Here is a 13,784-nt window from a genome sequence, read left to right on the forward strand (position 1 = left end):
TTTCGGCCGAGCAGATCGTCTTCATGCGGACGACACCGTCCACGGGCTTCGAGAGCGGCGGGCGCTCATAGGGCAGATGCGGCTCCATGCCGACGAGCGTGACGGGCCCGGAAAAGCCCGTTTCGCGCAGGGCAAAGGCCGCCCGCGTGCCGGCTTCGCCGGCGCCAATGATGACGATGCCGCTCATGGTGTCTTCTCCGAGAAAGGGAAGGCCGGCGCGCGGACGCGCCAGCCGTAAGCCTCAGTTCTTGCTGGCATATTCCGCCATGTTCTTGGGCGTGACGAGCTCGAACGGCACCCAGACCTGCTTTTCGACCTCATCGCCGCGCACGAGCGCAACGGCGGCATCGACGGCGCTGGCCGATTGCCCCTTGGCATTCTGGAACACGGTGGCATCCAGCTCGCCTGCCGCCATGGCGGCCAGACCGTCCTGCGTGGCATCGATGCCGATGACCACGACGTCGTCCATCGAGACACCGGCAGCCTTTAACGCCTGAACGGCGCCGATCGCCATCTCGTCATTGTTGGCAAAGACGACGTCGATCGGCTGGCCCGCCGTGATCCAGTTCGTCGTCATGTCCATGGCATTGGTGCGCGTCCAGGCGGCCGATTGCTCGTCGGCGATCGTCACGCCCTTGCACTCACCGGCCGAAAGCGCCTCCTTGAAGGAGGAGGTGCGGTCGCGCGAGGCCTGATGAGCAAGATCGCCCATCAGGATGTAGACCTGCGCATCCGCAGCCTTGCCCTTTTCCTTCAGCAGCGAACAGGCCGCCTCGCCGGCAAGCCGCCCGGCATCGGTCTCCTTGGAGCCGACATAGGCCTGCTTTTCCGGCAGCTTGGCGATATTTTCCGGCTCGAGATTGAGGAAGACGAGCGGAATGCCCGCCTTGGCAGCGGCTTCGCTGACACCGGCGGCGGCAGATGTATCGGTCAGCGTCATAACGATGGCATCGACACCGGCGGCGATGAAATTGTTCACCTGGTTGAGCTGCTTGGAAATGTCGGTCTGCGCATCTTCGACCTGCACGCTGACGCCGTTCACCTCTGAGGCCCGAGCGCTGATGCCTTCGCGCAAAAGCGTCTGGAAATTGTTGTCGAAGCTCTGCATCGAGACGCCGATCGTTTCCGCAAAGGCAGCGCTTCCCATCATGGCGGCCAGAACGGCCGCCAGGCACATGGATTTCATGGTATCCTCCCAATAGGTGCCGGCTCACCCGATCGCACGCCGGAGGCCCGACGGGGCCTGGTCTTCGAAACGCAGCCCTAACCGAGGGCGACGCGCACCTCTCCATCGACCACTTCGGCCGGGTAGGTCTTCAGGTTCTCGCAGGCGGGAAGGCGCAGCGCCTCGCCGGTGCGATAGTCGAAGGCGCCGGAATGTTTGGGACATTCAACCTCGAAATCCATGACCAGCCCGTCGGCGAGATGGATCGCCTCATGGGTGCACAGGCCTGCCGTGCAGTAGATCCCGTCGTCCGGCCCGCGGTAGATGGCATAGGTGCGGCCACCGTGATCGAAGCGGATGGCGCCTTCCTGCTCGATGTCCTCGAATTTGCAAGCGGATACCCAGGTCATTCTGCTGCTCCCTGAACTTCGGTGCGGGCCTTGCGGGCGGCGAGCTTTTCCTTGCGCCTGCGATAGCGCTCCTGCATCTGCGCCTCGCCATCGGCCGAGCCGTCGTGCCAGGTGCCGAACCACTTATCGAGCGGGATCAGCGCATCGCCATAGTTCACCTCGAAATATTTGTGGTGCAGGTAGTGCGCATAGGCGTGGCTATCGACCAGCTTATCCTCGCCCACTTCCACCTTGTCGAAGCCTACATGGCCGGGAATGGCGCCGAAACCGGCATAGTGAAGCTGGTAAAGCATCAGGATCGGGTTGGACGGCAGGATCAGGTGATAGAAGGCCGTGCCGAGATAGAGGAAATGCTCCACCGGATGCATCGACAGCGACGACCACGGCGACGGATTCACCGAATTGTGGTGGACCGAATGCACCCATTTGTAGAGGAACGGCACATGGATGAGCCGGTGGATGCAGAAGAAATGGAACTCGTGGATGATGGGCACGACGAGCGCGACAAGCGCCAGCGTCCAGGGGTTTTCGGTAAAACTTAGCCAGGGTGCATAACCATTGGCGTAGGCCCAGAGCATGCCGACCTCGATGGCTGTCCAGATCGTCACGCCGGACAGGAAGGTGCGCAGCATGTTGTCGATGTTCTGGCGGTCGAACCAGAAGACGCTGTTCTTCTGGTCGGCGGGGAACTTGCCATTGTATTTGAAGCGATTTTCCTGTCGCTTCAGCACATAGAGATGAAGCTCGAAGGCGCCGTAGAACAGGAAGACGCAGACGGCATTCACCGCGTAGAGCCAGAGCGCCCAGCCTATGCCAAGCGTCTGCATCGTCTCGACCGAGGGCACGACCCAGGCCCAGTAGGCGACGGCGGACGCCGCGAAGATGGCATTCCACGGGAAGAAATAATGCGGCAGCCATTTGAGAACCGCCATTAGCTTCGGCGGGAAAACGAACAGCGGCGCGGTTTCCACCGGTGTGTTCGGCGCCCAGTCGCCGCGCTTGTTGCGCGTGCCGTATTTGAGGTCGTCCATTGCGCTCTCCCTTCGGGCTTTCGCCCGCGTCACGGTGATGGAGAGTGCAGGGTTGCCTTGCGCAGCCGCCGCTTGCGGCACCCCGTCCCTCCTCCTGATTTGAAGATTATCAGGAAGAGCCGCGGGGGCCGAAGACTTCATTGATCAAAATAGATCAAAGGTTTTCGGCTGTGATGGTGATGAAGCGAATGGGATTGCGGTCCGGCTCGATCTCCGTCAGCCCGACCTTGCGCAGGATGATATCGAGCGCGCGCTGCGCCTGCGCCTCCGGCGCCTGGTCGAGCACGACATCCATGATGCCGTCGCACAACGCCGTGCGGGTGTAGTCGGTCAGTTCGTGGCCGATGAACAGGAGGTCCTTGCCGCGGCCGCTTCGCCGCAGGACATCGATGACGGCCGAATTTGCCCCGCCGACATTGTAGAGGCCGACGAGATTGGGATACATCCTTAACGCCGTCGCCAGGGTCTCGGCAGTGAAATGCTCCTCGTCGCGGGTGAAGCCGAGCCATTCGAAGGCGATCGGGCCGGGGTGATCGCGAAAATAGTCCGAAAACCCACGCACCCGGTCGCGGTGCACCTGATAGATCGGATGGCAGAGTGCGACAACCGGCCCGTCGACCCGCGCCATGCGGCTGATGAAATGCGCCGCCGTGCGGCCCGCCGCATAATTGTCGATCCCGACGAATTCAACCTGATGTTCGGAGGCGCGCGTGACCACGTGAACGATGGGCAGGCCCTTGCTGGCCAGGCCTTCTACCGCCGCCTTGACCAGCGGACTGTTGGGAACCGCGAGAATAAGGCCGGCGCGCGGATAGTCGGTCGAGGCGATCGCCTTTGCGATCTCCTGCGGGTTCATCTCCTCGACGAAGCGGCGATGGACGACCACGAGCGGATCGATGCTGTGGGCGATCTGCTCGAAGGCCTTGGAGAGGCGTCGGTAAAAGGTGGTCTCCGGCCGCACCATGAGGACATCGACCCGCAGCAGGCCGCGATGGGTATCGGGCAGCAGGCGCGGATAGTTCAGGCTTCGCGCGGCAACGACGACCTTCTCGACAAGCTCCGGCCTGACGCCGCCGCGCCCGCTCAGCACCCGCTCGACCGTCGCGGTGCCCACGCCCGCCGCACGCGCGATATCCTTGTAGCCTGCCTTGCTCAATCCCGCTCCCCGAACATTGTGGACTCGCGGTAAATCGTACGCGCAGCGACGCCCCGAAAGCAATTGCGGCCTCTTCTCTGCCATGCCGGCGCGGGCGGCACGATTTCCGTGCGTTGCCGCCGCAAGCGGAGCCGACGCAATTGCGTTTGCGCAAAACGCGCTGGTAAAAAGGTCCTAGCTGCCACGGAGAGGCCCATGGATCCGACCCACCTTTTCGAGCTCGTGATCGGCATGTTCGTGGCGATTATCGCGCTGCACTATGCCGCCCATCGGCTCGGCCTGCCGCCGTCCGTCGCCCTTCTGGCCGGCGGCGCGATGCTGGCCTTCGTGCCGGAGCTGCCGACCATTGAGGTCGATCCGGAACTCGTGCTCGTCATCTTCCTGCCGCCGCTTCTGCTGGATGGCGCCTGGACCATTGCCGTCGGGCGCCTGCGCCGGCATCTGATCGGTATTTTCTCGCTCGCCGTCGGCGCGGTGTTCTTCACCGCCGCCGTCGTCGCCGTCGTCACGCATCTCCTGTTTCCCGCATTGCCTTGGGCGGCCTGCGCGGCGCTCGGCGCCATCGTCTCGCCACCCGACGCCGTCTCCGCCCGCGCCGTCCTGCAGCGGGTCAAACTGCCGCGCCGTCTGCAGATCCTGCTCGAAGGGGAAAGCCTGCTCAACGACGCAAGCGGCCTCGTGCTCTTCCGCTTCGCCATCGCCGCCGGCGTCACCGGCACCTTCAGCGCTTCGGAAGCCGTCGGCAGCTTCTTCGTACTGGCCATCGGCGGCGCGCTGGTCGGCTTGGCCGTGGGCATGGCGTGGGTCTTGGTGGTGCGCCGGCTCGGCGACGAATATCTGATGATCGCCGCCACCGCCCTCCTCTCCTGGACCGCCTATCTGCTCGGCGAGTATCTCCATGTCTCCGGCGTCATCGCCACCGTCATGGCCGGCCTCATTGCCAGCTGGCACCAGCACACGGTGTTTTCGGCCGCGACGCGCATGCGCGGCACCTCCTTCTGGACCGTCGTCGTTTTTCTCATGGAAGCGGCTGTCTTCATCCTGATCGGCCTGTCGCTGCGCGGCGTGGTGGAGCGTGGCGGCGGCTTCGACGTCGTCACCGCCACCTGGGGCGTGCCGATCCTCATCATCCTCGTCGCGCTGACACTGGCGCGCTTCGTCTGGGTTTTCGCCTCGGACCTGTCGATCGTCGCCGGCAACGCACTCGGCCTCAAGCGCTACACGCCGGTCGGCGCACGCGGCGGCATCGTTCTGGGCTGGGCGGGCATTCGCGGCGTGGTGACGCTGGCGCTGGCGCTCAGCGTGCCCGAGGGCTTTCCGGGCCGCGACTTCATCCTCGTCACCTCCTTCGCCGTCATTCTCGGCACGGTCCTCATCCAGGGCATGACGCTCGGCACGGTGATCGAATGGGCGGGCCTCAGCGAATCCATCTCGGAAAAGCCACGGCTCTCGATGAGCCAGGCGGAAATGACCATGGCGCAGGTCCAGTTCGCCACGGTGCAGGAGCGCGCCTATGACAGCGACGGCAAGCTCATCCATCCGCAACTGCTCGACAAATACCAGCGCCGCGCCGTGGCGATCGTCGACTATGCCGAACGCACCGAACATTACACGCCGATGCTGCACGCCCATTTCGATCTGGTCTTGGAAATCGTCGCCGCCGGACGCCAAGAACTCATCCGCCTGCACCGCGCCGGCGATATCGATGACGAGACGCTGCACGAACTGGAACGCGACCTCGATCTCGAAGAATTGAGCGCGATTTCCGCAAAAGGCTGACAACCTCGGAAACGGCGCTTCAGGCAATCCCCTTTTTCAGGGCGCTCGCCGCGACCGTCCGGTTGCGTCCCTTGGCCTTGGCTTCCAACAAGGCAGCATCCGCGCGCGTGACCAATGTCTCCACGGAGCCGCCGGCCGGAGAGGCCGCCACCCCCACCGAAACGGAGACCGTGCCGAGGATTTGGCCGGCATGGGAGAGCGTGACGCTTCCGATCTTGCTCCGAAGCGTATCGGCAAGATCTGCCGCGTCCGCCTCCTCGAGATACGGCAAGAGTGCGGTAAACTCCTCCCCGCCGAACCGGAACGCATTCCCCACCGGAGCGCAGGTTTCCCGCAGCGTCTGCCCGACGAACTGCATGACGAGATCGCCCGCATCGTGGCCGAACTGGTCGTTGAAGCGCTTGAAGTGATCGATGTCGATCATCAGGCAGGCGAGCGGGTCGTGCCTGTGGTCGCGGGCGTGCCGTTGCAGCGTCTCGTCGAGGAAGCGCCGGTTGAAGAGGCCGGTCAGCGGATCGCTGACGGCCAGCGTCGTCAGCTTTTCCCGCAGCTGCAGATTGGCGAGCGCGAGACCGACATTTTCGGCGATCAGCTCGAGATAGAGCCTGGGGCCGGCCGGGCCGAGCACGCCGGCCTCCCGCTCTTCGAGATAGAGCAGGCCGATCATGTCGCCCTGCGCCGTCAGCGGCACGCAGAGCGCGGTCACGCCGGGCGGATCGATGTGCTGGCAGGGCACATCGGAGCCGTTTCCGCTGCTATAGTGGGAGCGCCCGCGCCGGAGCCCCCAGCATTCCGCAGCGGGAAACATGGTCGCCGAATGCTGCGGTTCCAGCCATGCTCCGGCCCGCAGCAACGATGTGTTGGCTTCGCTGAGCACATAGAGGCCGCCGGCGAGACCGGGGAAAATCTGCGGCGCGAACCGCACGATGACGTCCGTCAGCTCCGCCTGGTTCTGGCATGCCTGAACGCGATGCATCATCTGCAGGATGAGATCCTTCGTGTGCTGGTCGGCCCGCCGTTCGGCATCTAGGCGTTCACGCTCGATCAGGTTGGCGCGAAAGACCTCGATCGCCTCGTTCATTTCGCCGATTTCGTCACTTCGGCGGTCGACCGGGACTTCAACGGTGTAATCCTGTTTGGCAAGCCGGCTGACGATGCCCGTCATGCGCTTCAGCGGCATGGCAACGCGTCGCCGCAGAACGAAATAGAGCACAGCGACGAACAGAGCTCCGGTCACCGCCAGCATGATCTTCGCGACTAGGCTCCAGGCATTGCTACGCGCGCGGGCCGCATCCAGCTCGCCGGCCGTTCGCGCGGCCGTCAAATCACGGAAATGAGCGACGGTCTGAAGAAGCGCGTTTTGAACCCGCTCATGCTCCGGCCCGAACAGAATGCCCTGCGCCTGGGCCTTGTCTCCACGCTGATAGGCGTCGATGGCCGAGCGTTCGACCTTGTCCAGCGCTTCCGCATCAGCATCGACGGCGCTCAGCGCCTGGGCTTCTGCGAGCGTGAGCCTCTGGGTGGCGAGCTTGGCGGCCGCAGCCTCCCGCTGACGCTCCTCCCCCTCGTCGGCCTGGAACGCATTTAGGTGACGCGCCTCACCGCGCATTACATAGAGCCGTGCCTCGTCGCTGGTCATTTCCGCGCCGATGGCCAGTTCTTCCGCGAGCGTATCGAGCATGAGGTGCTGCTCGGCTGCCGCACGCTCCTCAAGCGCGCTGCGCGACGAGAGAATGAAGGCGCCACCCGACAGAGCGGTCAGAACGACCGTGATGCCATAGGCCCAATTGGTGATCGTGGTTATTCGCATGCCGCTACATTGCCAGCGGCGGCTTGAGCGAAGATTAAGAAACCATTGCAGATTGCAGCTATGGGCAGCACGGATGTAGAGGAGACAAGAGTGGCTGAACCCCAAAATCAGGCCGCACCCGCCCGGATCATGCTGAAATAATCGTCGCCGCCGACCTGGCCGCCCTTGAGCGCGATCTGCAAGCCATCTGCAGGCCCGCCATGGGCGATGCAGAGCGGCGAGCCCGGCGTCTGCGGCAGCGGCATCTTCAGCGTGAGCGCGGCGATGCCCATTTCGCCGAGCGCATGGCTGGACGTGTCGCCGCCCGCCACCACGGCGCGCGAGAGGCCGGCGCGCGCGACGAGTTCCGCCTGAATGCGGCCAAGCGCGCGGCCGAGGCGATGGCGCGCACCAAGAGACGAATCCAGCTCGCCGCCCCGATCGGCGGACGGTCCGAGCGCGGTGTAGAGCACGACGCTCTCCCCGCCTTCCAGGATCCGGAGGCCCGCTTCGATGGCGGCCGCGATCGTCGCGGCATTGTCCGGGCTCGACAGGGCGACCGCATCCAGCGTCACGCCCGCAAAACCATGGGCAAGCGCGTGGCGGATCTGCCGCTCGGTCGTCGGGGACACGCTGCCGGAGACGACGGCGATACGGTCGACCGGGCCGGCATCGGCAAAGGCCGGCTTGCCGCCGATCAGCCCCGCTTGCCGCCAGGCGGGGATCAGCGCGTATTCGATGCCGGAGGAGCCGCAGACAAAGCGGCTGCTTTCACGCAGCCGGTTCCAGATCAGGCCACCCGCCGCCGCCTGCGTCGCCGCATCCAGCACATCGAGAAGCAGAATATCGGCCTCATCAGGCTGGGGCGCGCCCAGAAGCGCCACATTGTCCACCAATGCGGAGGAAAGCGCCGTCTGGCGCGCGAGATGCAGCAGCACATTCGCCTCATCCATCGGCGTGACGGGGTGGCGCGCCATGACGGGATGGCGGTCGATGCGGTAGTTGCGGCCCTGATAGGCGGCGAAGAGTTCGCCGAAAGCCGTGTAGCGGCGGATCTGCGGCGCGCCGACGACGAGCGGCACCGTTGCCGGCCCGAAAACGGCACGCCCGATCTCGATAGCGCGGCCGATATTGCCGACGGCAGGGGCGGAATCGAAGGTCGAGCAGACCTTGTAGTGGCAGAGTTCCGCATCCAGCGTCTTCAGCCAGCCAAAGGCTTCGCTGAGATGCAAATTCATCCATTCAGGTGTTTCGCTGCGGCTGGTGCCGGCCAGCCCATAGGCGCGGGCGCTGGAGAAGCGCGCAAGCAGGTCCGCATCCGGCACCTTTAGGAAGAGCACGGTCTCGACGCCGTTCGAGGCGAGCGCCTCCATGACATCCGTCGAGCCGGTGAAATCGTCGCCATAGTAGCTGATCAGAGGACGCGTCATGTCTCAAGCCGCCTTGCCGTCGGCAAATTTTTCGATGGATTGCGCAAGTTCGGGATGGTCCTTGGCATAGGTCGCGAGCGGCACGCCTGAAGCGGCCGCCTCCCAGGCCTGCCTGACCGCCTTTACTCCCGCCCCCCGCCCGCCCGGATGGCTGACGATACCGCCGCCGCAGAGATAGAGCAGTTCCGTCGAACCGCCCGTCGCCGCGATCGTATCGGGTGCCTGCCCGCCCCACTGGCCGGAGCCGATGACCGGAAGCGCCACGTCCTCCTGCGAAAACAGCGGCGTCGTCACCGCCTTGTAGGAGCGCACGAAACTCTCGTCCGGCTCCCAGTATTTCACGCGGATGCCGTTGATCTGGAACTGATCGACGCCGAGCAGGCGCCAGAACTGTTGCCAGACGGAGAATTCGAAGCCGAGGCCGGCATGGCGGGTGAGGATATCCCAGCCGTTGCGGTGGGCATGCAGCACGAGGCCGGAGCGCTTGCGCAGGAAGGCGAGGCCGCCGAAACCGATCGAGTTGATATTGACGACGGCGCAATTGCCGCCGGCTTGCAACACGGTGTCGTGGTTGCGCATCATCTCGTCCGGATCGGCATGGCTGATGCCGAAGGCATACATGACCTTCTTTCCGGTCTTCTGCTCATGATCGAGGATTTTCGGCATGATCGCCGCGACGCGATCCTTCAAGGACGAATAGGCCGGGCTCATCAGTTTCTCATCGTCCTTGATGAAATCGACGCCGGCATCGATGAGTTCGCCGACCATGTCGGCCGTTTCATGCGGCCGCAGGCCAAGCGCCGGCTTGACGATCGTGCCGATGATCGGTCGATCCTTGACACCCGTCAGCGCAAAACTGCCGGAGACGCCGAACTGCGGGCCGAGATAGGCGGCGGCGAATTCCGGCGGCAGCTTCATGTCGACGATGCGGATGCCCGTCATGCCCTTGATGGAAAAGACGCCACCGACCGCGATGGTCATCAGTGCGGAGAGATCGGTGCCCACGGCATCCAGCGGAAAATCGATATCGACATCCGCCCGGTTGAACGTGACGGCATCGCCCGCCTCATCGGGGAAGGAGGCGCGATCCGTCGGCGGCAGCGGGCGGATGGCAACGACGCGGGCGGCGACGCGCGCCTTCAGCTCCTCCGTCTCGCCCGGCAGTGCCACGAAGGTCCCGGTCGACTGGTCGCTGGCGATCTTCGTCGCCATTTTCTCCACCGAGCCCGGCGTCTCTATCCGATAGGTCAGACGGATCACGTTTTCTCCTCCCGCAGCCATGCCACAGCGCTTGTTATGGCCCCGTAACTGGTATAATGAGTATTTATGTTATTGCAAGCCGATTGCCGTGAAAGCTATTGCGGCGAAGGAACTTGGTGCATATTCAAACCTGTCCAAACCAGGTGACTCATGAACGTCGTTTCCGAACCGATCGTCCGCAAGAAACTCTCCGACGAAGTCTTCGCGCGGCTGAAAGCCATGATCGAGACCGGCGAGCTGAAGGCCGGCGACGACATGCCTTCCGAGCGCGAACTGATGGAGCGCTACGGTGTCGGCCGTCCGGCGATCCGCGAGGCCATGCAGGCGCTTGCCGGCAAGGGTCTCGTCGAGATTTCGCAGGGGGAGCGCGCCAAGGTGCTGCGCATCACCGCAGAATCCATCATCCGCCAGGTCGACCTGCCGGCCAAGATGATGCTGTCCGGTTCCTCCGATTCGCTCGAACACCTGAAGAGCGCCCGCATCTTCTTCGAGCGCGGCATGATCCGTGAGGCCGCCACCAAGGCGACACCCGGACACATTGCCGAACTGCGCGCCCTCCTCGACAAGCAGAAGGCCAGCCTCGGCGATGCCGACGCCTTCATCGACGCCGACATGGAATTCCATCAGTGTATCGCCCAGATCTCGGGCAATCCGATCTTCGCGGCCGTCAGTGGGGCCATGCTGGGGTGGCTGAAGTCCTATCATACCGAAATGCTCATCTGGACCGGCCGCGAGAATTTCACGCTCGCCGAGCATGAGGAAATCATCCGAACCATTGAGAAGGGCAATGCGGACCTTGCCGAAAAGGCGATGATCAAGCATCTCGAACGCTCCCGCGCGCTCTATGCCCTCAAGGGCCAGAAGTAAGGCTCAGAATGCGACCTCGGCGCAGCCATAGGGCGGCAGGGACACCTGTCCGGCCACGGGCAAAGCGTCTCCGCCGATCAGCGTCACCGCATGCGTCAGCGACGGCAGGATCACCGTCTGCACCTCCGGCGTAATGTTTGCCAAAAGCAGGCATTCTTTTGACGCCAGACCAAGCACTGCATCCGGCCGCGACGTCTCGACGGCATGAACCGCCTGCCCCGTCAAAGCGCCAAGGCGGGCCAGAACATGCGCGAGCGGCCGCAATTCGCCCTGCGCCACCGCCTCGCCTTCGCCGGCAACCAGCCCGAACGAGCCGGCGAGCGTCGAAAGCGTCAGGACTTCCAGCCCTGTCATCGCAACGGTCGCGGCATAGGCCAGCGTCCACGCCGCACCGAACTGGCCGTTGTGCCTGGCATCGACATTCGCCATCGGAATGCGCCCGCCGGAGGGATTGTCTTTCGTCGCGCTGCCATAGGGGTTTTGCCGCATGGCGATCGTCGAGGGGCCGATGCGATAAGGCTTTTCGCCATAGATTGCGCGGATGGACCTGACGACGAAACGCAGGGCCTCGAAGGTCTGCATGACCGAGAGATCATCGGCCGCATGCACGATGGGGTTGGTGCAATGGCTGACATAATCGATGAGGTCACCCGGCACAGGCTTGCGGTTGAGCTCGGTAAAATAACTCATCATCCCGCCGCCGAGGCGCACGCCCGGAAAGGCCGCGCGCGCTGCGGCATAAACATCTGCAAGCGGCGGGCAGTCCGGCCACACACTGCCCGGCGGCGTCGACTGACGATCGACCGCGGGGCAGACGAACAGCGTGTCGAGCGCAAGACCGGCTTCGCGAACGAGTGCGGCGAGTTCAGTCATTTCCTCGTTCAGCGGACGTTTGCAGGGCACCGCAACCTCGAGCGTCACCTTGAGGCCGGATCGTTCGGCAAGCTCGCCATAGCCCTTCAAGGCCGGAAGACCATGGCCGGCGCCGGGATCGAAATGCGCGATCAGGTGCCGCGCGCCGATAGCCTGGAGAACGCCGACTGCGGCCCGTTCCTGCGCCAGGCATTCCGGGCGCAGGCCGATACCGATTTCCGGAAAACGGCGGTTCGTCTCCGCCAGGTGCAGCGTAATGGCACCCGACGCGGCGGCTGCCGGGGCCGCATCATCAGCGGCTCTGATTTCGATAACGACCTTCTGGCTGAAGGGCTCGCCCTTCGAAACACGATAGGGCCAAGGCAGCGCCAGCGGGCGCACATAGGTCTTGTAGGAGCCATCGGTCCAGTTGCGCTGGTCCTCCATCTCGAAGATATCGCCGACAAATTCCGTCACCGCCGAAATGCCCGGCGCCACCTGATGGGTGATCGCGGAAATCTCCTTGAAAGGCTGCCAGGGCTCGATCTGGTCTGGCCAATGCGCGTGCTCGACACGGCCATCGCCGTGGCGGACCGTGACCGGCTGCCCCGCCACGCCGATGACGGGGTGCAGCACCACAAAGCCCGCGCGCGCCGTCTCGAAATCCGCACCGCTGACGCAGTCGGCGGAGAAGGTGACAGTCTTTTCCGTGCCGGCGATCATGATGGTGCAGTCGAGATGGGCGCCCGACGGAGCCATGAAACGGGCTCTGTAGGAGACGGAAAAGCCCTGCCCTGCCGCCTCGATCCGGAGATCGGCAATCCCGGCGCTGCAGGTGCCCCAATCCTTGTCGCGCACGAGGAACGCCACCGCGCGCAGAACCTCATGGCCGCGAAAGCGCAGGGTGCGCAGATTGCCGTCCTGAAGCGTCACGCTCAGGTCGCCGGCGACGAGCATGCGGCTTTCAGGCTCGCGCTCGTTCGTGCCGTGGAGCCTGAGACGATCCCCGCTCATGCCAGCAGGTCCGCAATCGCGATGGTCTCGTCGCGTTCGGCGCTGAGATAGGCGGCCTCGACGAGGGCGAAGGTCTTCAGGTTGTCGCGACCGGATGTGTCCGGTTCGCGGCCTTGCAACAGCCGCTCGGCCCAGTGTTTCTGGATGAGCGCGACGCTCTCCTGAATGTTGTGCCAGGGCCGCGACGCCCAGGGCAGCAGGTTCGGCGCGACAACGCTTTGCACCGTGCCGTCAGGACCGTGGACCGTCAGCTTGTAATCCTTGCCGAGCCGCAGCGTCCCTTTGGTGCCGTCGATCTCGACGAAGGTTTCCGGGAAGGGCTCTTCCGGCAGCTTCGATGCATAGCTGACGTCGACGATCGAGGTGATGCCATTGTCATGGTCGAGCAGCATGGTCGCGACATCCTCGCCGGCAATATCCGGATTGATGCGGCGCGTGCGGGCGGTCATCCGGCTCGCGTCGCCGAACAGGAAGCGGGCGATATCGAGCGAATGGATGCCGAGGTCTTCGATGATGAAGCGCTCGCCCTTGGCGAGATAGGGCTGGCCGGAGAAGACATCAAAGCCGGAGCGGAAGGAGACTCGCCCCCAGAAGGGCTCGCCGATCGCGCCGCTGTCCAGCACCGCCTTGACGGCGAGGATCGGCGTCTGCCAGCGGAAATTCTCGTGGATCATCAGCGGAATGCCAGCAGCATCCGCAGCGGCGACCATGGCCTTGGCATCGGCCAGCGTCGGCGCGAAGGGCTTCTGGCAGATCGCCGGCACCCTGTGGTGGGCGGCAAGCTCGACCAGCGCGCGATGGCTACCGACGGTCGTTGCGATATCGACGAAATCGAAGCCGCCATCGGCGAACATCGCGTCCGCCGACTGGTAGCGCCTGTCGACGCCGAACTGGTCGCCGACGATGCGCAGGCGCTCGGGATCGCGGTCGCAGATCGCGACGATCTGCACGTCCTCGAGATCCTGCCAGCCATGCATCTGGTTGACGGCGAAGAAGCCGCAGCCGATCAGCGCACCCTTGGTCTTCGTCAT

12 protein-coding genes are annotated in these 13,784 nt (G+C 64.2%); 2 read left to right on the top strand and 10 right to left on the bottom strand.

Features of this window, described 5'->3' with window-relative positions; translation table 11 throughout:
• The 5 genes from ACOZKU_RS01220 to ACOZKU_RS01240 form a co-directional block, all read right to left on the bottom strand.
• The coding region (locus tag ACOZKU_RS01220) for an FAD-dependent oxidoreductase (protein ID WP_421577323.1) at positions 1-187 on the bottom strand (187 nt) is incomplete at its 3' end.
• A gap of 54 nt (positions 188-241) precedes the next feature.
• Positions 242-1,186 (bottom strand): substrate-binding domain-containing protein, encoded by a 945-nt coding sequence (locus tag ACOZKU_RS01225; RefSeq protein ID WP_421577324.1) that lies wholly within the window; start codon positions 1,184-1,186, stop codon positions 242-244.
• 77 nt (positions 1,187-1,263) lie between these two features.
• Complete coding sequence (locus ACOZKU_RS01230) at positions 1,264-1,575, bottom strand: MocE family 2Fe-2S type ferredoxin (protein ID WP_314091216.1); 312 nt, start codon at positions 1,573-1,575, stop codon at positions 1,264-1,266.
• The gene (locus ACOZKU_RS01235; RefSeq protein WP_421577325.1) at positions 1,572-2,606 is read right to left on the bottom strand and encodes a sterol desaturase family protein; all 1,035 of its coding nucleotides are present in this window, start codon (positions 2,604-2,606) and stop codon (positions 1,572-1,574) included. The genes ACOZKU_RS01230 and ACOZKU_RS01235 overlap by 4 nt, the downstream gene beginning before the upstream one ends.
• Positions 2,607-2,760: 154 nt before the next feature.
• Positions 2,761-3,762, bottom strand: a complete 1,002-nt coding sequence (locus ACOZKU_RS01240) for a LacI family DNA-binding transcriptional regulator (protein ID WP_421577326.1) — start codon at positions 3,760-3,762, stop codon at positions 2,761-2,763.
• Between the two features lie 195 nt (positions 3,763-3,957).
• Between ACOZKU_RS01240 and ACOZKU_RS01245 the strand changes: the two genes are divergently transcribed.
• Positions 3,958-5,541, top strand: coding sequence for a Na+/H+ antiporter (locus ACOZKU_RS01245; RefSeq protein WP_421577327.1), 1,584 nt, complete (start codon positions 3,958-3,960; stop codon positions 5,539-5,541).
• Between the two features lie 19 nt (positions 5,542-5,560).
• Here ACOZKU_RS01245 and ACOZKU_RS01250 read toward each other — a convergent pair whose 3' ends face one another.
• The 3 genes from ACOZKU_RS01250 to oiaX all read right to left on the bottom strand — a co-directional run bounded on the left by ACOZKU_RS01250 (position 5,561) and on the right by oiaX (position 10,020).
• Complete coding sequence (locus ACOZKU_RS01250) at positions 5,561-7,351, bottom strand: diguanylate cyclase (RefSeq protein ID WP_421577328.1); 1,791 nt, start codon at positions 7,349-7,351, stop codon at positions 5,561-5,563.
• Between the two features lie 107 nt (positions 7,352-7,458).
• On the bottom strand, positions 7,459-8,760 hold the full coding sequence (locus tag ACOZKU_RS01255; protein ID WP_421577329.1) for a four-carbon acid sugar kinase family protein: 1,302 nt from the start codon (positions 8,758-8,760) through the stop codon (positions 7,459-7,461).
• A gap of 3 nt (positions 8,761-8,763) precedes the next feature.
• Positions 8,764-10,020, bottom strand: a complete 1,257-nt coding sequence (gene oiaX, locus ACOZKU_RS01260) for a 3-oxo-isoapionate-4-phosphate decarboxylase OiaX (RefSeq protein WP_421577330.1) — start codon at positions 10,018-10,020, stop codon at positions 8,764-8,766.
• Between the two features lie 150 nt (positions 10,021-10,170).
• Here oiaX and ACOZKU_RS01265 point away from each other — a divergent pair, with 150 nt between their 5' ends.
• Positions 10,171-10,887: a transcriptional regulator NanR gene (locus ACOZKU_RS01265; protein ID WP_421577331.1), complete on the top strand. Its 717-nt coding sequence runs from the start codon at positions 10,171-10,173 to the stop codon at positions 10,885-10,887.
• A gap of 3 nt (positions 10,888-10,890) precedes the next feature.
• Here the strand turns inward: ACOZKU_RS01265 and apnL are convergent, their stop codons facing one another.
• Both apnL and ACOZKU_RS01275 read right to left on the bottom strand, forming a co-directional pair.
• Positions 10,891-12,753 carry a D-apionate lactonase gene (apnL, locus tag ACOZKU_RS01270; RefSeq protein ID WP_421577332.1) on the bottom strand — a complete coding sequence of 621 codons (1,863 nt, stop codon included), beginning with the start codon at positions 12,751-12,753 and terminating at the stop codon, positions 10,891-10,893.
• Positions 12,750-13,784 carry a Gfo/Idh/MocA family protein gene (locus tag ACOZKU_RS01275; protein WP_421577333.1) on the bottom strand — a complete coding sequence of 345 codons (1,035 nt, stop codon included), beginning with the start codon at positions 13,782-13,784 and terminating at the stop codon, positions 12,750-12,752. The genes apnL and ACOZKU_RS01275 overlap by 4 nt, the downstream gene beginning before the upstream one ends.

Source organism: Shinella sp. M31, from assembly GCF_049199205.1.
In the GTDB taxonomy this organism is placed as follows: Bacteria; Pseudomonadota; Alphaproteobacteria; order Rhizobiales; family Rhizobiaceae; genus Shinella.